General features: G+C 75.0%; 23 protein-coding genes. 17 read left to right on the top strand and 6 right to left on the bottom strand.

What is annotated here, in order from left to right:
• Positions 1 to 85 precede the first annotated feature (85 nt).
• The 5 genes from FN207_RS03070 to FN207_RS03050 all read left to right on the top strand — a co-directional run bounded on the left by FN207_RS03070 (position 86) and on the right by FN207_RS03050 (position 6,542).
• The gene (locus FN207_RS03070) at positions 86 to 1,276 is read left to right on the top strand and encodes an MFS transporter (RefSeq protein ID WP_246065711.1); all 1,191 of its coding nucleotides are present in this window, start codon (positions 86 to 88) and stop codon (positions 1,274 to 1,276) included.
• Positions 1,277 to 1,502: 226 nt separating this feature from the next.
• Complete coding sequence (locus FN207_RS03065) at positions 1,503 to 1,997, top strand: (2Fe-2S)-binding protein (protein WP_110906960.1); 495 nt, start codon at positions 1,503 to 1,505, stop codon at positions 1,995 to 1,997.
• Complete coding sequence (locus FN207_RS03060; protein ID WP_142456851.1) at positions 1,994 to 4,492, top strand: xanthine dehydrogenase family protein molybdopterin-binding subunit; 2,499 nt, start codon at positions 1,994 to 1,996, stop codon at positions 4,490 to 4,492. Before FN207_RS03065 ends, FN207_RS03060 begins: the two co-directional genes overlap by 4 nt.
• On the top strand, positions 4,489 to 5,346 hold the full coding sequence (locus tag FN207_RS03055; protein WP_142456850.1) for an FAD binding domain-containing protein: 858 nt from the start codon (positions 4,489 to 4,491) through the stop codon (positions 5,344 to 5,346). Before FN207_RS03060 ends, FN207_RS03055 begins: the two co-directional genes overlap by 4 nt.
• A 95-nt stretch (positions 5,347 to 5,441) precedes the next feature.
• Positions 5,442 to 6,542, top strand: coding sequence for an SRPBCC family protein (locus FN207_RS03050; protein ID WP_142456849.1), 1,101 nt, complete (start codon positions 5,442 to 5,444; stop codon positions 6,540 to 6,542).
• A 74-nt stretch (positions 6,543 to 6,616) separates the two neighbouring features.
• Here the strand turns inward: FN207_RS03050 and FN207_RS03045 are convergent, their stop codons facing one another.
• From FN207_RS03045 to FN207_RS03035, 3 genes are read right to left on the bottom strand one after another with little or no spacing between them, the layout of a single operon-like run.
• The gene (locus FN207_RS03045) at positions 6,617 to 7,249 is read right to left on the bottom strand and encodes an alpha/beta hydrolase family protein (RefSeq protein WP_142456848.1); all 633 of its coding nucleotides are present in this window, start codon (positions 7,247 to 7,249) and stop codon (positions 6,617 to 6,619) included.
• Complete coding sequence (locus FN207_RS03040) at positions 7,246 to 7,902, bottom strand: HAD family hydrolase (RefSeq protein ID WP_142456847.1); 657 nt, start codon at positions 7,900 to 7,902, stop codon at positions 7,246 to 7,248. Before FN207_RS03040 ends, FN207_RS03045 begins: the two co-directional genes overlap by 4 nt.
• Positions 7,899 to 8,594 carry a DedA family protein gene (locus FN207_RS03035; RefSeq protein ID WP_142456846.1) on the bottom strand — a complete coding sequence of 232 codons (696 nt, stop codon included), beginning with the start codon at positions 8,592 to 8,594 and terminating at the stop codon, positions 7,899 to 7,901. Before FN207_RS03035 ends, FN207_RS03040 begins: the two co-directional genes overlap by 4 nt.
• Positions 8,595 to 8,674: 80 nt before the next feature.
• Between FN207_RS03035 and FN207_RS03030 the strand changes: the two genes are divergently transcribed.
• Positions 8,675 to 9,970, top strand: coding sequence for an amidohydrolase family protein (locus tag FN207_RS03030; protein WP_142456845.1), 1,296 nt, complete (start codon positions 8,675 to 8,677; stop codon positions 9,968 to 9,970).
• Between the two features lie 3 nt (positions 9,971 to 9,973).
• Here the strand turns inward: FN207_RS03030 and FN207_RS03025 are convergent, their stop codons facing one another.
• Entirely contained in the window at positions 9,974 to 10,435 is a 462-nt protein-coding gene (locus FN207_RS03025) for a hypothetical protein (RefSeq protein WP_142456844.1), read from the bottom strand.
• Between the two features lie 176 nt (positions 10,436 to 10,611).
• Here FN207_RS03025 and FN207_RS03020 point away from each other — a divergent pair, with 176 nt between their 5' ends.
• The 4 genes from FN207_RS03020 (at position 10,612) to FN207_RS03005 (ending at position 12,784) form a co-directional block, all read left to right on the top strand.
• Positions 10,612 to 11,451: an endonuclease/exonuclease/phosphatase family protein gene (locus FN207_RS03020; RefSeq protein ID WP_142456843.1), complete on the top strand. Its 840-nt coding sequence runs from the start codon at positions 10,612 to 10,614 to the stop codon at positions 11,449 to 11,451.
• A gap of 61 nt (positions 11,452 to 11,512) precedes the next feature.
• On the top strand, positions 11,513 to 11,875 hold the full coding sequence (locus FN207_RS03015; protein ID WP_142456842.1) for an ArsR/SmtB family transcription factor: 363 nt from the start codon (positions 11,513 to 11,515) through the stop codon (positions 11,873 to 11,875).
• Positions 11,872 to 12,354 (top strand): SRPBCC family protein, encoded by a 483-nt coding sequence (locus FN207_RS03010; RefSeq protein WP_142456841.1) that lies wholly within the window; start codon positions 11,872 to 11,874, stop codon positions 12,352 to 12,354. Before FN207_RS03015 ends, FN207_RS03010 begins: the two co-directional genes overlap by 4 nt.
• A complete protein-coding gene (locus FN207_RS03005; RefSeq protein WP_246065709.1) occupies positions 12,347 to 12,784 on the top strand; it encodes a VOC family protein in 438 nt (145 codons plus the stop codon). Before FN207_RS03010 ends, FN207_RS03005 begins: the two co-directional genes overlap by 8 nt.
• Here the strand turns inward: FN207_RS03005 and FN207_RS03000 are convergent.
• Both FN207_RS03000 and FN207_RS02995 read right to left on the bottom strand, forming a co-directional pair.
• Positions 12,781 to 13,584: an MBL fold metallo-hydrolase gene (locus tag FN207_RS03000; protein WP_142456840.1), complete on the bottom strand. Its 804-nt coding sequence runs from the start codon at positions 13,582 to 13,584 to the stop codon at positions 12,781 to 12,783. The two genes, FN207_RS03005 and FN207_RS03000, sit on opposite strands and share 4 nt — an antisense overlap.
• Positions 13,585 to 13,600: 16 nt before the next feature.
• Positions 13,601 to 14,131: a MarR family winged helix-turn-helix transcriptional regulator gene (locus tag FN207_RS02995; RefSeq protein ID WP_142456839.1), complete on the bottom strand. Its 531-nt coding sequence runs from the start codon at positions 14,129 to 14,131 to the stop codon at positions 13,601 to 13,603.
• 113 nt (positions 14,132 to 14,244) lie between these two features.
• On the opposite strand from FN207_RS02995, the gene FN207_RS02990 reads away from it, so the two are divergent.
• From FN207_RS02990 to FN207_RS02960, 7 genes are all read left to right on the top strand, one after another.
• Complete coding sequence (locus FN207_RS02990) at positions 14,245 to 14,598, top strand: nuclear transport factor 2 family protein (protein WP_142456838.1); 354 nt, start codon at positions 14,245 to 14,247, stop codon at positions 14,596 to 14,598.
• A 115-nt stretch (positions 14,599 to 14,713) separates the two neighbouring features.
• Complete coding sequence (locus tag FN207_RS02985) at positions 14,714 to 15,052, top strand: UBP-type zinc finger domain-containing protein (protein WP_142456837.1); 339 nt, start codon at positions 14,714 to 14,716, stop codon at positions 15,050 to 15,052.
• A gap of 97 nt (positions 15,053 to 15,149) precedes the next feature.
• Positions 15,150 to 16,661: a TldD/PmbA family protein gene (locus FN207_RS02980; protein WP_142456836.1), complete on the top strand. Its 1,512-nt coding sequence runs from the start codon at positions 15,150 to 15,152 to the stop codon at positions 16,659 to 16,661.
• A complete protein-coding gene (locus FN207_RS02975; RefSeq protein ID WP_142456835.1) occupies positions 16,658 to 18,046 on the top strand; it encodes a metallopeptidase TldD-related protein in 1,389 nt (462 codons plus the stop codon). The genes FN207_RS02980 and FN207_RS02975 overlap by 4 nt, the downstream gene beginning before the upstream one ends.
• Positions 18,047 to 18,450: 404 nt before the next feature.
• Positions 18,451 to 18,753, top strand: a complete 303-nt coding sequence (locus FN207_RS02970; RefSeq protein WP_142456834.1) for a hypothetical protein — start codon at positions 18,451 to 18,453, stop codon at positions 18,751 to 18,753.
• Positions 18,754 to 18,820: 67 nt separating this feature from the next.
• A complete protein-coding gene (locus tag FN207_RS02965; RefSeq protein WP_246065707.1) occupies positions 18,821 to 19,270 on the top strand; it encodes a hypothetical protein in 450 nt (149 codons plus the stop codon).
• Positions 19,271 to 19,457: 187 nt separating this feature from the next.
• Positions 19,458 to 20,486 carry a C40 family peptidase gene (locus tag FN207_RS02960; RefSeq protein WP_142456832.1) on the top strand — a complete coding sequence of 343 codons (1,029 nt, stop codon included), beginning with the start codon at positions 19,458 to 19,460 and terminating at the stop codon, positions 20,484 to 20,486.
• Positions 20,487 to 20,513 lie beyond the last annotated feature (27 nt).

Below are 20,513 nucleotides of genomic sequence, written 5' to 3'. Positions count from 1 at the left end.
CATCTCTGCCGCACGGGAATACGGGCCGGTGCGGTTCCCTTGGCACGGTCACGTGAGTGCCCGCACCGCCGTCCCCCCGGCTCCCGTGACCGCGACCCTCGCCACCCCCCGGGTGGCCCTGGCCCTGGTCGCGCTGGCGCTGGGCGGTTTCGCGATCGGCACCACCGAGTTCGTCACCATGGGCCTGCTGCCCGACATCGCCGGCGGCGTCGGGGTGGACATCCCGACGGCGGGTCACGTCATCTCCGCCTACGCCCTCGGCGTGGTCGTCGGCGCGCCGGTGATCGCCGCGCTCGGCGCCCGGCTGCCGCGCCGCGCCCTGCTCGTCGGGCTCATGGCCGCCTTCCTCGCCGGCAACGCGCTCAGCGCGCTCGCGCCGGGCAACACCACGCTGCTGCTCGCGCGCTTCGTCAGCGGCCTGCCGCACGGCGCCTACTTCGGCGTCGCCTCGCTGGTCGCCGCCTCGCTGGTGCCGGACTCGCTGCGCGGCCGGGCCGTGAGCACGGTGATGCTGGGCCTGGCCGTGGCCAACGTCGCCGGCGTCCCCGCGGCCACCTGGCTGGGGCAGACGCTGGGCTGGCGGTCGGCGTACTGGGCGGTCGTCGTGCTCGCCGCGCTCACCGTCGGCGCCGTGCTCGCCGTCGTCCCGTCCTCCCGCGGTGACCGGGACGCCACCGTGCGCGCCGAGCTCGGGGCGCTGCGCCGGCCGCAGGTGCTGCTCACCCTCGTGGTGGCCACGGTCGGCTTCGGCGGCATGTTCGCCGTCTACAGCTACGTCGCGCCGCTCACCACCGAGGTCACCGGGCTCTCCCGCGGTGCCGTGCCGTGGGTGCTGCTCGCCTTCGGCGTCGGGGGCGTCGCCGGCACCGCGCTCGGCGGGCGGCTGGCCGACGTCGCGCTGTTCCGCTCGCTGGCCGGCGCGCTGGTGGCCGTCGCGGTGCTGCTGGCGCTGATGGGGCCGGCCGCCGCCACCGGTCCCACCCTGCTCGCCGGGATCTTCCTGCTCGCGCTCAGCGCCTCCACGCTCGTCGTCTGCCTGCAGCTGCGGCTGATGGAGGTGGCCGGGGAGGCGCAGATGCTCGGCGCCGCGCTCAACCACTCGGCCCTCAACGCGGCCAACGCGCTCGGCGCCTGGCTGGGCGGCGTGGTCATCGCCGCCGGTCTCGGCTACACCGCGCCCAGCCTGGTCGGCGTCGGGCTCGCGGTCCTGGGCCTGCTCGCGCTGCTGGCCAGCGGCCTGCTGCGGCGCCGCGAGCTGCGCGCCGTCCCCGCCTGAGCCGGCGCCTGCTGCAACAGCCGTGCAACCTCCGCCCTGCGGATCGCCGTCGTATCGGCACTCCCGCACCTGCGGAGCTCGAAGGCTTCATCGGTCCGATCCTGCGGTCCGCGCGGTCCTCCATCGGCAGGTAAGCGTGGCCTAAGTGACTCCGCCGTTGACACACTCCGCCGCAAGAGCGCCCGTGACCGGGCGCACTCGCCCCCTGCAACGGAGCGGAGGATCCATGACCCAGGTCAGCATGAGGGTCGACGGAGTGACCTACACCGACGAGGTCGAACCCCGGACCCTGCTGGTGCACCACCTGCGCGAAGCGCTCGGCAAGGTGGGCACGGTCGTCGGCTGCGACACCAGCAACTGCGGCGCGTGCACGGTCCACCTCGACGGTCAGGCCGTGAAGTCCTGCACCGTCTTCGCCGTCCAGGCCGACGGCGCCGAGGTCACCACCATCGAGGGCATCGGCAGCGCCGGGGACCTCCACCCGGTGCAGAAGGCCTTCCACGAGATGCACGGTCTCCAGTGCGGCTACTGCACGCCCGGGATGATCATGGCCTCGATCGACCTGCTCAAGGAGAACCCGAACCCGAGCGAGACCGAGGTCCGCGAGGGCATCGAGGGCAACCTCTGCCGCTGTACCGGCTACCAGAACATCGTCCGCGCGGTGCAGCAGGCCGCCGGTGAGATGGCGGGCCGCTCCGACACCCTGGGAGCACAGGCATGACGGTCACCGAGGACCCGGCCGCCGCCGAGGTCGCGCCGGAGCGCGAGATCGGCAAGGCCCGCCGCCGCAAGGAGGACGCCCGCCTCATCACCGGGCGCACCACCTGGACCGACAACATGGTCCTGCCCGGGATGCTGCACCTCGCGGTCGTCCGCAGCCCCGTGGCCCACGGCAAGATCACCAACGTCGACGTCAGCGCGGCCCTCGAGGCGCCCGGCGTCGTCGCCGTCTACACCGGCCGCGACCTCGCCGACGAGCAGGGCTCCATCCCCTGCGCCTGGCCGGTCACCGCGGACATGGTCAACCCCGGCCACCCCTCGATCGCCGTCGAGGAGGTCAACCACGTCGGCGAGGCGGTCGCCGTCATCGTCGCCCGGTCCAGGTCCGCGGCCGCCGACGCGATCGAGCTGGTCGACGTCGACTACGACCTGCTGCCGCCGGTGCTCGACATGGAGCAGGCGGTCAAGGGCGAGGCGGACCTCTGCCACGACCACATCGAGTCCAACACCGCCTACCACTTCGTCTTCGACGCCGGCGAGGCCGGCACGGGCGGCGACACCGAGCAGGCCTTCGCCGACGCCGACGTCGTCGTCAGCCGGCGGTTCGTCAACCAGCGGCTGATCCCGGCGTTCATGGAGCCGCGCTCGGTCGTCGTCCAGCCGCAGGGCGACAACTTCACGATGTGGTCGGCCACCCAGATCCCGCACGTGCTGCGCGTGATGCTGGCGATGGTCACCGGCGTCCCGGAGCACAAGCTGCGCGTCGTCGCCCCCGACGTCGGCGGCGGCTTCGGCGGCAAGCTGCAGGTCAACCCCGAGGAGGTCATCGCGCTGCTCATCGCGCGGCGCCTCGGCAAGCCGGTCAAGTGGACCGAGACCCGCAGCGAGTCGCTCATGGCCGCCCACCACGGCCGCGACCAGATCCAGTACATCGACGTCGCCTCCGACCGCGAGGGCAACGTCAAGGGCCTGCGCGTGCGGATCCTCGCCGACATGGGCGCCTACCTGCGGCTGATCACCCCGGGCGTGCCGGCGCTGGGCGCCTTCATGTTCCCGGGCATCTACAAGTTCCCGGCCTACCGCTTCGAGTGCGACGGGATCTTCACCAACAAGGTGCCCACCGACGCCTACCGCGGCGCCGGCCGGCCCGAGGCCACCTTCGCCGTCGAGCGGATCATGGACGAGCTCGCCGTCGAGCTCGGCATGGACCCACTGGAGCTGCGCCGGAAGAACTGGATCCAGGCCCAGGAGTTCCCGTTCACCACGGTGGCGGGCCTGGAGTACGACAGCGGCGACTACGACGCCGCCACGCAGCAGGCGCTGGAGCTGCTGGGCTACCAGGAGCTGCGCGAGGAGCAGCGCCGCCGCCGCGAGTCGAACGACCCGGTCCAGCTGGGCATCGGCTTCTCGACCTTCACCGAGATGTGCGGCCTGGCGCCCTCCCGGGTGCTCGGCTCGCTGTCCTACGGCGCGGGCGGCTGGGAGACGGCGTCGATCCGGATGCTGCCCACCGGCAAGGTCGAGGTCGTCACCGGCTCCACGCCGCACGGGCAGGGCCACGAGACGGCCTGGAGCCAGCTGGTCGCCGACCAGCTCGGCGTGCCGTTCGAGGACGTCGAGGTCCTGCACGGCGACACCGCCGTCTCGCACAAGGGCATGGACACCTACGGCTCGCGCTCGCTGGTCGTGGGCGGCACCGCGGTGGTCAAGGCCGCCGACAAGGTGATCGAGAAGGCGCGCAAGGTCGCCGCGCACCTGCTCGAGGCGAACGAGGACGACCTGGAGTTCTCCGCCGGGAAGTTCACCGTCCGCGGGACGCCGGGCACGGCGCTGTCGATCCAGGAGATCGCGCTCGCCGTCTTCGCGGCGCACAACTACCCCGAGGACATCGAGCCGTCGATCGACGCGGACGCGACCTTCGACCCGGTGAACTTCTCCTTCCCCCACGGCACGCACGTGTGCGCCATGGAGGTCGACACCGAGACCGGGTTCGTGAAGATCCGGAAGTACGCCTGCGTCGACGACGTCGGCACGATCGTCAACCCGCTCATCGTCGAGGGGCAGGTGCACGGCGGCCTGGCCCAGGGCATCGCGCAGGCGCTGTACGAGGAGGCCGTCTACGACGCCGACGGCAACCTCACCACCGGCACCTTCGTGGACTACCTGGTGCCGTCGGCCGCCGACCTGCCGCACTTCGACACGGGCAACACCGTGCACGTGGCGCCGGGCAACCCGATCGGCGCCAAGGGCGTCGGCGAGGCGGGGTGCATCGCCAGCACGCCGGCGGTGGTCAACGCCGCGCTCGACGCCGTCCGGCACCTCGGGGTGCGCGACATCCGCATGCCGCTGACGCCCGAACGGGTCTGGCGGGCCATCCACCAGGGTGGCGACGGCGGTGACCGGGCCACGGCCGGCACCAACGCATACGGCGGGGCCTCCACCGAGTCCACGGCCGGCGTCTCCACCCCCGCTTCCTCGCTCGGAGGTGACCTGTGATCCCCGCTCCGTTCGAGTACGCCCGGCCGACCACCGTCGACGAGGCCCTGCAGGCGGTCGCGGCGGGCGGTGAGGACGTCAAGATCATGGCCGGCGGGCAGTCGCTCATCCCGGTCATGCGGCTGCGCCTCGCCGCGCCGTCGACGGTCGTCGACCTCGGCCGGGTCGCCGAGATGCGCGGCGTCCGCGAGGACGGCGACGCGCTGGTCATCGGCGCGATGACCACGCACGCCGAGGTGCTCACCGACCCGCTCATCGCCCAGCACGCGAAGCTCATCGCCGAGGCGACCGAGACCGTGGCCGACCGGCAGACCCGCCGGCGCGGGACCTTCGGCGGCGCGCTGGCGCACGCCGACCCCGCCGGTGACCTGCCGGCGGTGGCGCTCGCCCTGGACGCCGAGATGGTCATCGCCGGCCCGAACGGCCGCCGGACGGTGCCCGCCTCGGAGTTCTTCGTCGACTACCTGACGACGGCGCTCGACGAGGGCGAGATCCTCGTGGAGATCCGGGTGCCGAAGCTGGCCGGCGAGTGGGGCGTGCGCTACGAGAAGTTCAACCGCGTGGCGCAGGCGTGGTCGATCGTCGCGGTCGCCGCGGCGGTGCGGCGGGAGAACGGGCACATCGCCGAGGCGCGGATCGGGCTGACCAACATGGGCCCGACCCCGCTTCGGGCGTCGGCCACCGAGGCCGCGCTCAGCGGCGCCGCGGCGTCCGCGGACGCGGTGGCCGCGGCGGCGCGGTCGGCGGCCGAGGGCACCAGCCCGAGCAGCGACCTCAACGCCCAGGCCGACTACCGCGAGCACCTCGCACAGGTGCTGACTCGCCGGGCGGTCGCCGCCGCCGCCGGGTTGTAGGTTCCGACCCAACCCCGGCTCCGCCCGTCCCCTCGGCCGGCCCGCCCTCCCGGGCGGACCGGCCGAGGTCCGTTCCCACCCCCGGAGGTCGCACCGTGCAGCTGGAGAACTCCTTCACCGTCCCCGTGCCCGTCGACGAGGCCTGGCGGGTGCTGCTCGACATCGAGCGGATCGCCCCCTGCATGCCCGGCGCCGCCCTCGACTCGGTCACCGGTGACGACTTCACCGGCCGGGTCAAGGTCAAGCTCGGCCCCATCAACCTGACGTACCAGGGCAAGGCGTCCTTCATCGAGAAGGACGAGGCCGCCCACCGTGCCGTCATCGACGCCCGCGGCAAGGACCAGCGCGGCAACGGCACGGCCGCGGCCACGATCACCGCGAATCTGCAGGGCGAGGGGCAGACCACGCGGGTCAACGTCCTGACCGACCTCAACATCACCGGCCGCCCGGCCCAGTTCGGCCGCGGCGTCATGACCGACGTCGGCAACAAGCTGCTCGGCCAGTTCGCCGACAAGCTCGCCGCCCAGCTGGGCGAGGGCGACGCGCAGGGTGACGCCGAGCGGGCCGACAGCGCGGCGGCGAAGGCCGCGGCCACCGTGACCGGGGCAGCCGAGGAGGTCGCCCGGTCGGTCGAGCAGGTGCCCGGCGACAACGCCGCCGCCGAGAAGGTGCGCCAGGCCGGCACCGCGGCCAGGAAGGCCGCCGCCTCGGCCACCGACTCGGTCTCCGGCAAGGGCGCCAAGAAGCCGGCTGCCAAGAAGGCCGCGGCCGGACCGTCGCCCACGGAGACCGCGCCCATCACCGCGCCGATCGCCGCCACGGGCGCCACCGACACGGTGTCGATCCCCGCGGTGACCGACGGCGCCCCGGCCGCCTCCGACACCGCGCCCGCGGCCTCCGACGCCACCCCGGCGGCCTCGGACACCGCGCCGGTCGCGGCCGTGGGGCGGGCGCCGAGCGCGCCGCCGTCGGGCAACACCGCGCCGCCGAGCCGGCCCGCCACCGGCGCCCCGCCGCGCAGCACCCCGACCGGCACCGCCGAGACGGTGCGCCGGCAGCCGGTGGCCGAGCCCGAGCCGATCGACCTGCTCGAGGTGGCCGGGGGTGCGGCGCTGGCCCGCTACGCCGCGCCCGCCGCCGGGGTCGGCGCGTTCCTGCTCCTCCTGGTGCTCCTGGTCCGGCGCCGCCGCCGCTGAGCGCCGTGTTGATCATCGGCTCGTTGCCGCCGACACGCGCGGACACGCCGCCGGGGGCGGCAACGACCCGATGATCAACGGCTGAGCAGGTCCTCCAGCCAGGCCAGCGCGGCGGCGGCCACCGCGGCGGGCGCCTTCCCCAGCGAGTGGTCGCCCGGCACGGCGGTGACCGACGCCGCCGGCAGGCCCTCCAGCGCGGCGAGGACCTCCGCGGGCCGGCCGAACGCGTCGGTCTTGCCCTGGACGACGGCCAGCGGCACGCCCGCGCCGGTGAGCTCGGCGGCGCGGCTCTTCTCGGGGCGGCCCGGCGGGTGCAGCGGGAACGCCAGCGCCAGCACGCCGTCGGCCCCCTGCGCGGTCGCCGTCCGGCAGGCCACGCGGGCGCCGGCGCTGCGGCCGCCGAGCACGAGGCGGCCGGTCAGCGCCCCGTCGGAGCGCAGCGCGTCCAGGACGGCGGTCCAGGCGAGGTCGAGGCGCGGCGGGGCCGGGGCGATCCGCCCGCCGGCCACCCGCCACGGCTGCTCGACCAGCAGCACCCGCCAGCCGGCCGCGGCGACGGCGTCCGTGACGGCGACCAGGTCCGCCGAGCCGACGCCGCCGCCCGCGCCGTGGCCGAGCACCAGCGTGCCGCGGGCGCCGTCGGCCGGACCGGTGGCGTGCACCGCGGCCGGGCCGAGCGGGGTGTCGACGGGTGCGGGGGAGCTCACCGCGCCAGGAGGGCGTCGACCGCGCCCGCCAGGTCCGGGGCGACGACGGCCGGCGCGGGCAGGCCGGGCGGGTACACGCGCTCGCTGCGCGGGAACCACGCCCCGGTCAGCCCGGCCCGCTCGGCGCCGAGGACGTCCCACCCGTGCGCGGCCACCAGCGCCATGCGGCCGGGCGCGACGCCGCACGCGCCGGCGGCCCAGAGGTAGGCCTCGCGCGAGGGCTTCCACGCGCGCACCGACTCGCTGGTCAGCGTCCGCTCCACCAGCGGGGTGATGCCGCCGCGCTCCAGCCCGGCCTCGGCCACGCCGGGGGAGCCGTGCGAGAGCGTCACCACCCGCACGCCGGCGTCGTGCAGGCGGCGCAGCGCGGGCTCGACGTCGGGGTGCGGCGACAGTTCGAGGAAGGCGTCGGCCACCTGCGCGCGGTCGCCGTCGGAGAGGTCGGTGAGCTGGGCGAGCGCGGAGTCGAACGCCGCGCGGAAGGGCAGCCAGACGCCGGCCACGGTGGCGGCGGTGCCGGTGTGCAGGGTCCGGGCGAAGACGGTGGGCAGCAGGGTGGCCGGCTGCCCGTGCTCGACGAGCGCGGCGCCCACGGGAGCCAGGTCGAGCAGCGTCTCGTTGACGTCGAAGGCGACGACCTCGGGGCGGCTCACGCGGCGGGGCGGTCGCCGGTCCCGCGGGCGTCCTGCGCCCGGCCGGCGGTGGTCTGCCGGCGGCGGTGGTGGCGGATGTCCTGGACCCGCTTGTAGACCAGGTAGCCCACGGCGAGGACGACGACGGCGACCACGACGTAGTCCAGGTAGTGCAGGTTCGCCTCGATGAAGTCGCGGGCCAGCCAGCCGAGGGTGACCAGGACGGTGTTCCAGATCAGGCTGCCGGCCGCGGAGTAGAGGATGAACTGCGCGAACGGCATCCGCACGACGCCGGCGGGCACCGAGATGAAGCTGCGCACGATCGGCACCATGCGGCCGAAGAACACCGCTGAGCGGCCGTGCCGCTCGAACCAGGCGAAGGTCTTGTCGACGTCGGCGGTCTCCACCAGCGGCAGCCGGTCGAGGAAGGCGTGCGAGCGGCGCGGGCCGAGCGCGCGGCCGATGTAGTAGAAGAAGACAGCGCCCAGGATCGAGCCGATGGTCGCGCAGCCGACGACGGCCACGAACGCCCACGGGCTGTCGATGAGGACGCCGGCCGCGCCGAGGACCGCCTCGCTCGGGATCGGCGGGATCACCGTCTCCAGCAGGATGCTGAAGCCCACGCCGATCGGGCCGAGGGAGTCCACGAGGGAGAGCAGCCAGGCGGTGAGCCCGCCCTGGTCGGCGGAGGCTGCGGCGGCCAGGAAGGACATGGCCCCACGGTACGGGCGGCCCCTGGGCGCTGCCTGCACGTCGCCCGGACGGCCGGGGCGGATGGGGCTAGCGTGCCGCCATGCGCCAGCGCCTCACCGCCCGGGCCGTCGTCGTGGGGGACCGGGCGGGCACCGTCGTCCCGGACGCCGTCGTCGACGTCGAGGACGGGCGGATCGCGTGGGCCGGGCCGGCCGCCGACGCCCCGCCGGCCGGGGACGCCGAGGTCGTGGCGCTGCCCGGCCTGCTCGCGCCGGGGCTGGTCAACGCCCACTCGCACGCGCCGATGGTGCTGTTCCGCGGCCAGGGCGAGGGGCTGCCGCTGGACCGCTGGCTGCGCGAGGTCATGTGGCCGCGGGAGGCGCGGCTGACCGACGACGACGTCGGGGTCGCGATGACCGCCGCGTCGGCCGAGATGCTGCGCGGCGGGGTGACCACCAGCGTCGAGATGTACTTCGCGCCGGAGCGGATCGCCGCGGCGGTGGGGGTCACCGGCGCCCGGGCGGTCATCGCCGCGCCGATGGTCCCGCTGCCCGGCATGCCGCCGCTGGAGGAGCAGATGGCCGCCGCGGTCGACCTCGCCGCGCACGCCGCCGGCGACGGCACCGTCGAGTACGGCCTGGGCCCGCACGCGGCCTACACCGTCCCGCTGCCCCTGCTGCGCCGCGCCGCCGAGCTGTCCCGCGAGCACGGCATGCTGCTGCACCTGCACGTCGCCGAGACCGCGACCGAGGGTGCCGACCTGCTGGCCGCGCACGGGCTGTCGGTGCCCTCGCTGCTGGCCGCGCACGACGTCCTGGGCGGGCGGGTGCTGGCCGCGCACTGCGTGCACCTCGACGACGGCGACCTGGAGCTGTGGGCCGAGTACGACGTCGCCGTCGCGCACTGCCCGGCCAGCAACGCCAAGCTCGCCAGCGGCATCGCGCCGGTGCGGGACATGCTCGACCGCGGCATCCGGGTGGGGCTGGGCACCGACGGCCCGGCCTCCAACGACGGGCTGGACCTGCTCGCCGACGTGCGCCTGGCGGCGGGGCTGGCCCGGCTGCGCGAGTGCTCGGCCACCGCGCTGACCGCCGCGGAGGCGTTCTGGTTGGCCACGGGCGGGGCCGCCGAGGCGATCGGCCGCCCGGACCTGGGGCAGGTGGAGGCCGGCCGGCGCGCCGACCTCGTACACGTCGACACCCGCGACCTGGGCTTCGAGCCGGTCGGGGACGACGCCGACCTGCTCACCCACCTCGTCTGGTCCGGCGCCTCGCGGCTGGTCCGCGACGTGTGGGTGGGCGGCCGGCAGGTGGTGGTCGACGGCGCGGTCACCACCGTCGACGTCGCCGCGCTGCGCACCGAGGTCGCCGGGCGGGCGGCGCGCCTGGCCGGCTGAGGCTCACGCCTGCGGGTCGGGGCCGGTCCAGGTGTAGAGGTGGCCGTCGACGACGACGGTCACCCACCCCTCGCACAGCAGGGCCTCCTCCCCGCCGAGGTAGGGCCACGCGCCGCCGCCGTCCCAGGGCATGCCGGCCTGCGGCAGCGGCGTGCAGGACGAGGGCAGCGCGGTGCCGGGGGCGAGGTGCATGTCCGCGCGCACGCTGCCGTCGTCGTCGCCGTACGCCTCGCCGGGCCGCACGACGGTGACGTCGGCGCCGACCGCGCGGGTCCAGTACGGCACCGCTCCCCTCGGCGCCTGGGCGGCCGTGGCGGCGTCGCGGGTCTCGGTGTGCCCCTGCAGCTCGGCCACCATCGCGCCGACCCCCTGCACCCCCGCGGGCATCGCCACCAGCAGGCCGGCCACCGCGGCGGCCGCGACCGCGAGCACCCCCGCGAGCGTCCTCAGCACCACCCTGACCACCGTGTCCTCCCCTCGTCGCGCCACCCCGCGGTGGCGGGACGAGCCTCGGGCCGGCGGCCCTGCGCCGGCGTCGGCTGCCGGGACGATCCGCGGAGAGGCCGCCTGTCGTCCCGGGGGAGGACCCCGCGTGCGGCCACGGGTGGAGGACCGCGCCGCGCGGCGGTTGACTGCCGGGCGTGGGAGCGTCCCTGCGGGTCCTGACCATGAACGTCCTCGGCCCGGCCAACCCGGACTGGGAGCGCCGCAGCGCGTTGACCGGGGAGACGCTTCGCTGGCTGGACGCCGACGTCGTGGCGCTGCAGGAGGTGCCCGTCGCCGACGGCACGGTGGAGGCGCTCCTCGGGCCCGGCTACACCGTCACGCCGTTCTCCCGCGCCGCCGACGACGGCGTGGGCGGGGTGCTGGCCACGAGGGCGCCGCACCGGGTGGTCGAGGAGGTCGACCAGCGCTGCACGGAGCGGGCGCGGGACCTCCCCTGGTGCGCCACGCTCGTCGTCGAGGTGGACACCGCGGTGGGCCGCACGCTGGTGGCCCACCACAAGCCGAGCTGGCAGTTCGGCTACGAGGTCGAGCGGGAACAGCAGGCGCTGGCCGCCGCCCGGACGCTCGAGCGCCTGGCCGGCGGCGCCGACCACGTCGTCGTGCTCGGCGACCTCGACGCGACCCCTGATGCCGCGAGCACGCAGTTCTGGCGGGGCCGCCGGTCCCTCGACGGGACGAGCGTCTGCTACCAGGACGCGTGGGAGACCCTGCACCCCGCCGACCCCGGGTTCACCTTCGACGCCCGCAACCCGCTGGTGCGGGCCGGTGAGGTGGCCACCGCGGTCAGCCGGCGCATCGACTGGGTCCTCGTGCGCAGCGGCGTGCACGGGCCCTCGCTGCAGGTCCGCTCGTGCGCGAGGGTGCTCGACGAGCCGGCCGGCGGCGTGTGGGCCAGCGACCACTTCGGCGTCGTCGCCGACCTCGACCTGTCCACCTCGCCGCCCGGCTCCTGGGATCCGCAACCGATCGGTTGACAACGCCGCGCCGACGCCCTACCGTCCTACTCAACCAAGAGGTTGATGAAGGAGGTCGACGGTGGCGGCAGATCCGCTCTCCCGGGTGTTCGCGGCGCTGGCCGACCCGACCCGGCGCGACATGGTCGCCCGGCTCGCGGTCGGCGACGCGACGGTCGGCGAGCTCGCCGCTCCGTACGACGTGACCGTGCAGGCGGTGTCCAAGCACCTGCGGGTGCTCGAGGACGCCGGCCTGGTCAGTCGGAGCCGGGAGGCCCAGCGTCGCCCGGTCCACCTGGAGGCGGAGGTGTTCGACCTGATGACGAAGTGGATCGAGCGCTACCGGCGCCAGGCCGAGGAGCGCTACCGCCGCCTCGACGACGTCCTCCGGTCCATGCCGGACGACGACGCACCGCCCACCACCCAGGAGAGGAACCCGTCATGACCACGAGCACGCGCGAGACCCGCATCGAGGCCGACCCCGAGGTCCCGCTGGTCCGCATCACCCGCGAGTTCGACGCCCCGCGCAGCAAGGTCTTCCGCGCGCACACCGACCCCGACCTGGTCGTGCAGTGGCTCGGCCCGCACGGGCTCGAGATGCGGATCGACTCCTACGACTGCCGGCCCGGCGGCTCCTACCGCTACGTGCACAGCGACGAGAACGGCGAGTACGCCTTCCGCGGCTGCTTCCACGACGTCCGCCCCGACGAGCTGATCGTGCAGACCTTCACCTTCGAGGGCGCGCCCGACGGCGTCGCGCTGGAGAAGCTCGTGCTCACCGACCTCGGCGACGGCCGCACCCGCCTCACCACCACCTCGCTGTGCGACTCCTTCGCCGACCGCGACGCGATGCTCGCCAGCGGCATGGAGGTCGGCGTCGTGCAGGGCTACGAGCGCCTCGACGAGGTGCTCGCACGTGGCTGAGCAGGTCGCGCCCGCAGGCGGCGTCGGGGTGCGCGTCGTCGACATGAAGCTCGAGCTCGTGCCGATCCCGGTCGCCGACGTGGACCGGGCGAAGGCGTTCTACGCCGACCGGCTGGGCTTCTCCGTCGACGTGGACGTGCAACCGGCCGACGGCGTGCGGGTGGTGCAGGTGACGCCGCCGGGTTCGTCCTGCTCGATCGGGTTCGGCACCGGACTGGCGGCCTACGAGGGCGCCCCCGGCTCGATCCGGGCGCTGCACCTCGTCGTCGCCGACATCGACCGCGCCCGCGCGGACCTGGTGGACCGGGGGGTCGACGTCGAGCCCGTGGTGGACGTGGGCGGAGGGGTGCGGTACGCGGCGTTCGCCGACCCGGACGGCAACACCCTGACCCTGCAGGAGATGGCCTGGCGCACGGGGCAGGCCTTCTAGGCGCGCAGCGAGATCGTCTCCCCGCGCGAGACGGTCCGCAGCTCCCCCGGCACCCGCCGCTCGGCGACCTCCCGCACGAAGTCGCCGAGCGGCGAGGCGAACCGGTCGTAGTCGTCGTAGTGCACCGGCACGGTGACCGGCGGCTTGAGCAGCTCCACCAGGTCGGCGCCCTGCCGGCCGTCCATCGTCACGGTGACGCCGAGGGCCTTCGTCCCGCCGAGGTGCGCGATCACGGTGTCCAGCGGGCCGCAGCGCTGCAGCACCTCGCCCAGCCACGGCCGGTAGAGCGTGTCGCCGGTGACGTAGCCGCGCCAGGTGACCTCGGCGCCGCGGTAGAGCTCCAGCACGCTGCCCATCACCGGCGGCAGCACCTTCGCCAGCGGGCCGGGGCCGTGGACGCCCGGCACCGAGGTGATCCGCAGCGTCTCGCCGTCGCCGCCGATCTCGTGCACCTGCCACGGGCGCAGGTCCGCCGTCGCCCGGAACCCGCGGGAGGACAGCGCGCGCGCCGCGGCCTGGGTGGTGACGATCGGCGTCTCGCGGTCGATGGTCGCGTAGGCGATGCGGTCCCAGTGGTCACCGTGCAGGTGGGAGAGCAGGACGGCGTCGAGGTCGGGCAGGTCCCCGGGCAGGATCGCCGGGTCGGTCAGCCGCTTGGTCCACAGCCCCTTGCCGAGGTAGACGCGCTGCCCCCGCGCGATGAAGTTCGGGTCGGTGAGCAGCGTGAAGCCGCCCAGCCGCAGCAGCGTCGTCGCGTTGCCGCCGAACGTGAGCGTGACGTCGTCCCCGGGACCGGCCATGCCGCGGCGCTACCCGTCAGCGGCCGGTCTGCAACCCCGGCAGGCGGTGCTGGTGGCGGGGTGGGCGCGGCAGCGTGCCGGCGTCGAGGACCTGCTCGTGCACCGCCTCCAGCGCCGCCCGGAGCGCAGGGAGGGCGTCGGGGTCGAGCCCGTCGAAGAACATGCGGCGGACGAGCGCGGCGTGGCCCGGCGTCGCGGCCCGCAGCGCGGCCAGGCCCGCGTCGGTGAGGACGGCGTCGGTGGCCCGGCGGTCGGACTCCGACGGCGCCCGCTCGACCAGGCCGCGCGCGCTCATGCGCGTGAGGTGGTGCGACAGCCGGCTGCGCTCCCAGGCGATGCGGGTCGCGAGGCCGGTGAGCCGCAGGCGGTGCCCGGGGGAGTCGGCGAGGGCGTTGAGCACGTCGTAGTCGGCGAGGGAGAGGCCGCTGTCGGTCTGCAGCTGCCGGTTCATCTCGTACTGCAGCCGCAGGACGACCCGCATGTAGGCGAACCAGGTCTCCTGCTGCTCGTCGGTGAGCACCGGCGCCCCTCCCGCAATGAGTGACATGTCATGTAACTTCCGCTCGACAGCCTCGTGAGTGTCGGTCCCGCACCCCGCCGCCATCGAACCGGAAGGCACGCCGTGCCCGAGCCCGTCCCCTCCCTCCCCGAGACCGACCGATGACCGGCGCCGGGGACCTGCTGGCGCGCATGCTGCAGGACGTCTTCAACGAGCCGGACCCGCAGCGGCGGGCGGCGGCGATCGACGAGGTGTTCACCGACGACGTGGTGTTCGTCGACGCCGAGCGGGCGGTGACCGGCCGGGAGGAGCTGGCGGCCACGGTGACCGGACTGCTGGCGCAGGGGCCCGGCCTGGTCTTCACGCCGGCCGGGCCGCTGCGCGGCGTCGGCGACCTGGGCATGCGCCCCTGGCGTCTCGGCCCGCCGGGCGGGGAGCCGGTGCTCGGCGGCCTCGACGTCGTCCAGGTGGTGGACGGCCGCATCGCCCGGCTGTGGACGGTGCTCGACACCTGAGCCCCGCGGCGGGGGGCGCCGGACGGCGTCCCCGCCCGCCCGGGCCTTGCCGCCCGGTCCTGACGGGAGCAGCGTTCCGACCGGAGGCGAGCCCGACCACCCGAGGAGGACCCCGATGGACGACGTCGACCCGACCGTCCCGCCGAGCGGCACCGGCTGCGTCGAGTGCGACGCCACCGGCGGCTGGTGGTTCCACCTGCGCCGCTGTGCTGCCTGCGGCCACGTGGGCTGCTGCGACTCGTCGCCGTCCCAGCACGCCTCCGCGCACGCCGGCGCCACCGGGCACCGGGTGATCCAGAGCTTCGAGCCCGGCGAGGACTGGTGCTGGGACTACGTCGACGGGCGGTTCACCGACGGCCTGCAGCTCGCGCCGCCGACGTCGCACCCCGCGACGCAGCCCGCACCCGGCCCCGCCGGCCGGGTGCCCGCCGACTGGCAGCGCCGCCTGCACTGACCGGTCCCCGCGAGATCTGCACACTCGGGCCTCTCCGGCCGTGGGAGACCCCGAGTGTGCAGATCTCGGGGAGGGGGCTGCCTGGTAGACAGAGCCGATGGTGCAGCCCCGGGACGTCGACGAGTCCTTCCTCGCCCTGCCCCTGTCCGCGCTCACCGAGGCGGCGCTGACCCGGGCGGTCGACCTCGGCTGCGAGCACGCGGACCTGCGGGTCGAGCGCATCCGCACCCAGGCGATCAGCCTGCGCGACGCGCGCCTGGAGGCGCTCACCGACGGCGAGGACCTCGGCCTGGCCGTCCGCGTCGTGCACGAGGGCACCTGGGGGTTCGCCGCCGGCGTCGTCCTCACCGCGGCCGAGGCGGTGCGGCTGGCCGAGCAGGCGGTCGCCGTCGCCCAGGTGTCGGCGGCGGTGGCCAGCGACCGCGTCGAGCTCGCGCCGGAGCCGCCGCACGAGGGCGCGTGGGTGTCGGCCTACGACGTCGACCCGTTCGACGTGCCCGACGCGGACAAGACCGCGCTGCTCACCGAGCTGTCCGAGCGGCTGCTGGCCGCCGACGGCGTCGAGCACGTGCAGTCGGGCTGCATGCACGTCAAGGAGCAGAAGTACTACGCCGACACCGCCGGCACCCGGACCCGCCAGCAGCGGGTGCGCATCTCGCCGGAGTTCACCGCGCTCACCGTCGACCGGTCGACCGGGGCGTTCGAGAGCATGCGGACGATCGCGCCGCCGGTGGGCCGCGGCTGGGAGTACCTCACCGACGGTCGTCACGACTGGGGCGGCGAGCTGGCGCAGATCCCGGAGCTGCTGCGGGAGAAGACGAAGGCGCCGTCGGTCGAGCCGGGCCGGTACGACCTCGTCGTCGACCCGTCCAACCTGTGGCTGACCATCCACGAGTCGGTCGGGCACGCCACCGAGCTGGACCGGGCGCTGGGCTACGAGGCCGCCTACGCCGGCACGTCGTTCGCCACCCCCGACGGGCTGGGCAGCCTGCGCTACGGCTCGGAGCTCATGCACGTCACCGGCGACCGCACCGCCGAGCACGGGCTGTCGACGGTCGGCTGGGACGACGAGGGCGTCGAGGCGCAGACGTGGGACATCGTCCGCGACGGCGTGCTGGTCGGCTACCAGGTCGACCGCAACACCGCCCGCCTCGGCGGGATGGAGCGCTCCAACGGCTGCTCGTTCGCCGACTCGTCACGGCACGTGCCGGTGCAGCGCATGGCCAACGTCTCGCTGCAGCCGGCCGCCGACGGTCCCGACCTCGAGGGGCTGATCGGCGGGGTCGAGCGCGGCATCTACGTCGTCGGCGACAAGAGCTGGTCGATCGACATGCAGCGCTACAACTTCCAGTTCACCGGCCAGCGCTTCTACCGCATCGAGGGCGGGAAGCTGGCCGGGCAGCTGCGCGACGTCGCCTACCAGGCCACGACGACGGACTTCTGGGGCTCGATGCGCGCCGTCGGCGGGCCCTCGACCTACCGCCTCGGCGGCGCGTTCAACTGCGGCAAGGCCCAGCCGGGGCAGGTCGCGCCGGTGAGCCACGGCTGCCCGGCGGCGCTCTTCGAGGGCGTCACCATCCTCAACACGGTGCAGGAGGGCGGGCGATGACCCGGTACAGCGCGCAGCAGCTCGTGGAGAAGGCGCTGGCCGCCTCGACCGCCGACGGCTGCGTCGTCTACGTCGTGGAGAGCACCGAGGCCAACCTGCGGTGGGCGTCGAACAGCCTGACCACCAACGGCGCCATGCGCTCGCGGCAGGTCGTCGTCATCTCGTTCGTCGACGGCGGGTCCGGCATGGCCACGGGCACTGTGGCGCGGACGGGCACGCCCGACGTCGCGGCGCTGGTCGCCGCCAGCGAGCAGGCCGCCCGCGACGCCGGCCCGGCCGAGGACGCCGTCCCGCTGGTGACCGAGACGCCGCCGGGCGCGGGGGACTGGGACGCCGACCCGGCCGAGACCTCGATCGAGGTGTTCGCCGACTTCGCACCGGCCCTGGGCGAGGCGTTCAGCGTCGCCCGCGACCGCGGCGACCTGCTGTTCGGCTACGCCGAGCACTCCCTGACGACGACCTACCTCGGCACCTCGACCGGCCTGCGGCTGCGCACCGACCAGCCCGGTGGCCGCGTGGAGCTCAACGGCAAGAGCACCGACTACGCGCGGTCGGTGTGGGCCGGCGTCGGCACCCGCGACTTCCGCGACGTGTCGGTGGCCGACCTCGCCGCCGACGTCGAGCGCAAGCTCGGCTGGTCGCAGCGGCGCGTCGAGCTGCCGGCCGGCCGCTACGAGACGCTGCTGCCGCCGTCGGCGGTGAGCGACCTGATGATCTACGCGTACTGGACGATGGAGGCCCGCGACGCCGACGAGGGCCGCAACGTCTACGCCCGCAAGGGCGGCGGCAACCGCATCGGCGACCGGCTGGCCGAGCTGCCGCTGACGCTGCGCAGCGACCCGTCGGCGCCCGGCCTGGAGACCGCGCCGTTCCAGGTGGTGGGCAGCTCCTCGGGGTCGGCCAGCGTGTTCGACAACGGGATGGTCACGCCCGCCGTCGACTGGATCTCCGGCGGCGTGCTCACCAACCTGATCCGGCCGCGGGCCTGGGCGCTGAAGACGACGGCGCCCGCGGTGGCCGGCGTCGACAACCTGCTGCTCGAGGACCCGACGGCGACCGCCACCCAGGACGAGATGGTGGCCGCCACCGACCGCGGGCTGCTGCTGACCACGCTCTGGTACATCCGCGAGGTCGACCCGCAGACGCTGCTGCTCACCGGCCTGACCCGCGACGGCGTCTTCCTCGTGGAGAACGGCGAGGTGACCGGTGCGGTGAACAACTTCCGGTGGAACGAGTCGCCGGTGGACCTGCTGGGGCGGATCAACCAGGTCGGGCGCACCGAGCGGACGCTGCCCCGCGAGTGGAACGACTGGTTCACCCGCGCCGCGATGCCGCCGGTCCGCGTGCCGGACTTCAACATGAGCTCGGTGTCCCCGGCCAGCTGACGCCGCGCGTTGCCGGTGTTCCTGGTGCACTGACGGCGCTGCAGTCCCCGCACCGCGTGAGCAACCCCGGCGATGCGGGCTGTCGGCCGCTCCTGGGGTCGTCCTCGCGCTCCGGGGGTCCTGCAGCACCCCCGGAGCTCTGCCAACCCTCCAGCGGGAGGACGCGCCCGCCCCGGTCGCCACGGCGGGTCCCGGTCCACGCGGTCCGTGTGCGCGTGCTGGCGCTGCGTCCCGGCCGTGCCGGTGTGACCCCGCCGCGGGCTCACGCGTGGGGCGCCTGTTACGCCAGGGTCAAATCCAGCACCATTACCGCACGGCACCTGCACTCAAACACCGTCCCCGGATTACTTTTCCGGCCAACCGCAGCAGGCCTCCACGGACGGGGGCGTCGAGGGGAGCCGGTCATGACCCGCACGCAGAAGCCCTCCGTCTTCCAGGTCGGACAGATCTGGGACGACGGCCGGACGGTCGTCGTCTCGGGGTGGGGCATCGGGCTGTGCGCCTCGGCGTGCTCCTGCCACCGCTCGCCGATGGGCGGCCACCTCGCCATCGACGAGGACCAGGCCGGGGGCACGCTGGGCCTGCACTGCTTCTCCGAGGACGGCTGCGACTGCTGCGAGCCCTGGACTGCCGACGAGCTGTCCGCCGTGCTGCGCGATCTGCAGCGCGTGTCCGGCCTCGACGCCCAGGAGCCCCTCGCCTGGTAGCCCTCCCTCCCCGCCTTTCGCGCGCGGACGGCGGGGTAGGGGGCGTCCCATGCTGGGACGAGCGGCGATGCGCGGTGCACTGGCGGGACTCGCCGGCACCGCGGCGATGACACTGGCCGAGAAGGCCGAGCAGCAGGTGACCCACCGGCCGAACTCGTACGTGCCGGCCCGCACGCTCACCGCGCTGCTCACCCGGCGCCGTCCCCCGGGGTCCGAGCGCCCCCTCGTGCGCAACCACCTCATGCACTGGGGCACCGGTGCCACCGTCGGCGCGCTGCGTGGCATCTGGAGCGCCAGCGGCCTGCGCGGCTGGCGCGCCTCGGCTTGGCACACCTCCGTGCGCCTGGCCACCGACCAGACCCTCGAGAACGCCACCGGTGTCGGCGCCCCGCCGTGGACGTGGTCCCGCCGCGACCAGGTGGTCGACGTCGCGGGCAAGGCGGTCTACTCCTTCGTCACCGGCGCCGTCGCCGACGCGCTGGTGCCCCTCGCCCCCGACCGCCGCGGGCGGTACTGACCCGACCCTGCCACCGACAGGACCGGCCCTCCGGCGGGACGCGTGGGACCACCGGGACGAACGGGACACGCGTGGTCCCACGGGTCACGGACGTCCGCGCGCCGCCCTCACCCTTCGGTGACGACATCCCTACGGTCCGTACGGACAACCAGGGACGTCGCCGTCGGGCGGCAGGGGGAGGGCGATCGTGCTGCGCAACCGGACGTCGGGACGCCGCTGGTCGGGTGCCGTCGTGGCGGCGGCCGGCCTCACCGCCGTCCTGCTGGCCCCCGTCCCCGCCAACGCCGCACCCGAGGACCCGCCGGCGACCGCCGCGGAGGCCGCCGAGCTGGTCGAGCAGACCGCCCAGCAGCTCACCGCCCTCGACGAGCAGGTGCACCAGGCCGAGCTCGCCGTCGCCGCGCAGCAGCAGGCGGCCGCCGACGCCGACGCGGCCGCCGACGCCGCCGAGGGCGTGCTGGCGCAGTACGCCCCGGTCATCCGGGCCATCGCGCAGAACGGCTACACCGGCAGCACGCAGTCGCGGGTCGCCGCCTTCCTCGGCAGCGAGTCCGCCGACGACCTCGTCGCGCAGATGACCATGCTCGACCTCCTCGCCGACCACACCGACGGCGTCCTCACCGAGGTCTCCGCTGCCCAGGCGCTCGCCGAGCAGGCCCGCGCCGACGCCGACGCCGCGGCCGCGCAAGCCGACGCCGCGCTGAGCACCCTGCACGAGCAGCAGGCCCAGGTGCAGGAGCAGGCCGAGCGGTACGAGGCCGACTTCGAGCGGCTGACGGCGGCCGAGCAGACCCGGGTCACCACCTCGCTGGCCGGTCCCGTCCTCGAGGCGCCCTCGGCCGCCGTCGCCGCCGCCGCGGCTCCCGGCCCGGCCGCCGCGATCGCCGTCCAGACGGCGCTCGGGCAGATCGGCGACCCCTACGTGTGGGGTGCCTCGGGCCCCGACGGCTTCGACTGCTCCGGGCTGACCTCCTACGCCTACGCCGCCGCCGGCATCTCGCTGCCGCACTCGAGCAAGGCGCAGTCGACCCTGGGGACGCCGGTGTCGCGTGCGGACCTCATGCCCGGCGACATCGTCTACTTCTACTCACCGGTCAGCCACGTCGGCATCTACATCGGCGACGGCAAGATGGTGCACGCCCGCACCTTCGGCCAGCCGGTGGCCGTGACCAGCGTCGACCAGGCCGGGTACCGCGGCGCCGTCCGCGTCGCCTGAGCCGGCGCGAGCGGCCCGGGGTGGCCC

Source organism: Geodermatophilus aquaeductus, from assembly GCF_900182545.1.
GTDB lineage: Bacteria > Actinomycetota > Actinomycetes > Mycobacteriales > Geodermatophilaceae > Geodermatophilus > Geodermatophilus aquaeductus.
Note: the sequence above shows the minus strand (reverse complement) of the source record. Positions and strands in the feature narration are given on the sequence as shown.

Excerpts from the sequence above, each read along its gene's own strand:
- FN207_RS03065 (WP_110906960.1), top strand. The coding sequence starts at position 1,503 with ATGACCCAGGTCAGCATGAGGGTCGACGGAGTGACCTACACCGACGAG.
- FN207_RS03060 (WP_142456851.1), top strand. The coding sequence starts at position 1,994 with ATGACGGTCACCGAGGACCCGGCCGCCGCCGAGGTCGCGCCGGAGCGC.
- FN207_RS03035 (WP_142456846.1), bottom strand. The coding sequence starts at position 8,594 with ATGTCCTTCCTGGCCGCCGCAGCCTCCGCCGACCAGGGCGGGCTCACC.
- FN207_RS03030 (WP_142456845.1), top strand. The coding sequence starts at position 8,675 with ATGCGCCAGCGCCTCACCGCCCGGGCCGTCGTCGTGGGGGACCGGGCG.
- FN207_RS03010 (WP_142456841.1), top strand. The coding sequence starts at position 11,872 with ATGACCACGAGCACGCGCGAGACCCGCATCGAGGCCGACCCCGAGGTC.
- FN207_RS03000 (WP_142456840.1), bottom strand. The coding sequence starts at position 13,584 with ATGGCCGGTCCCGGGGACGACGTCACGCTCACGTTCGGCGGCAACGCG.
- FN207_RS02995 (WP_142456839.1), bottom strand. The coding sequence starts at position 14,131 with ATGTCACTCATTGCGGGAGGGGCGCCGGTGCTCACCGACGAGCAGCAG.
- FN207_RS02990 (WP_142456838.1), top strand. The coding sequence starts at position 14,245 with ATGACCGGCGCCGGGGACCTGCTGGCGCGCATGCTGCAGGACGTCTTC.
- FN207_RS02985 (WP_142456837.1), top strand. The coding sequence starts at position 14,714 with ATGGACGACGTCGACCCGACCGTCCCGCCGAGCGGCACCGGCTGCGTC.
- FN207_RS02980 (WP_142456836.1), top strand. The coding sequence starts at position 15,150 with ATGGTGCAGCCCCGGGACGTCGACGAGTCCTTCCTCGCCCTGCCCCTG.
- FN207_RS02975 (WP_142456835.1), top strand. The coding sequence starts at position 16,658 with ATGACCCGGTACAGCGCGCAGCAGCTCGTGGAGAAGGCGCTGGCCGCC.
- FN207_RS02970 (WP_142456834.1), top strand. The coding sequence starts at position 18,451 with ATGACCCGCACGCAGAAGCCCTCCGTCTTCCAGGTCGGACAGATCTGG.
- FN207_RS02965 (WP_246065707.1), top strand. The coding sequence starts at position 18,821 with ATGCGCGGTGCACTGGCGGGACTCGCCGGCACCGCGGCGATGACACTG.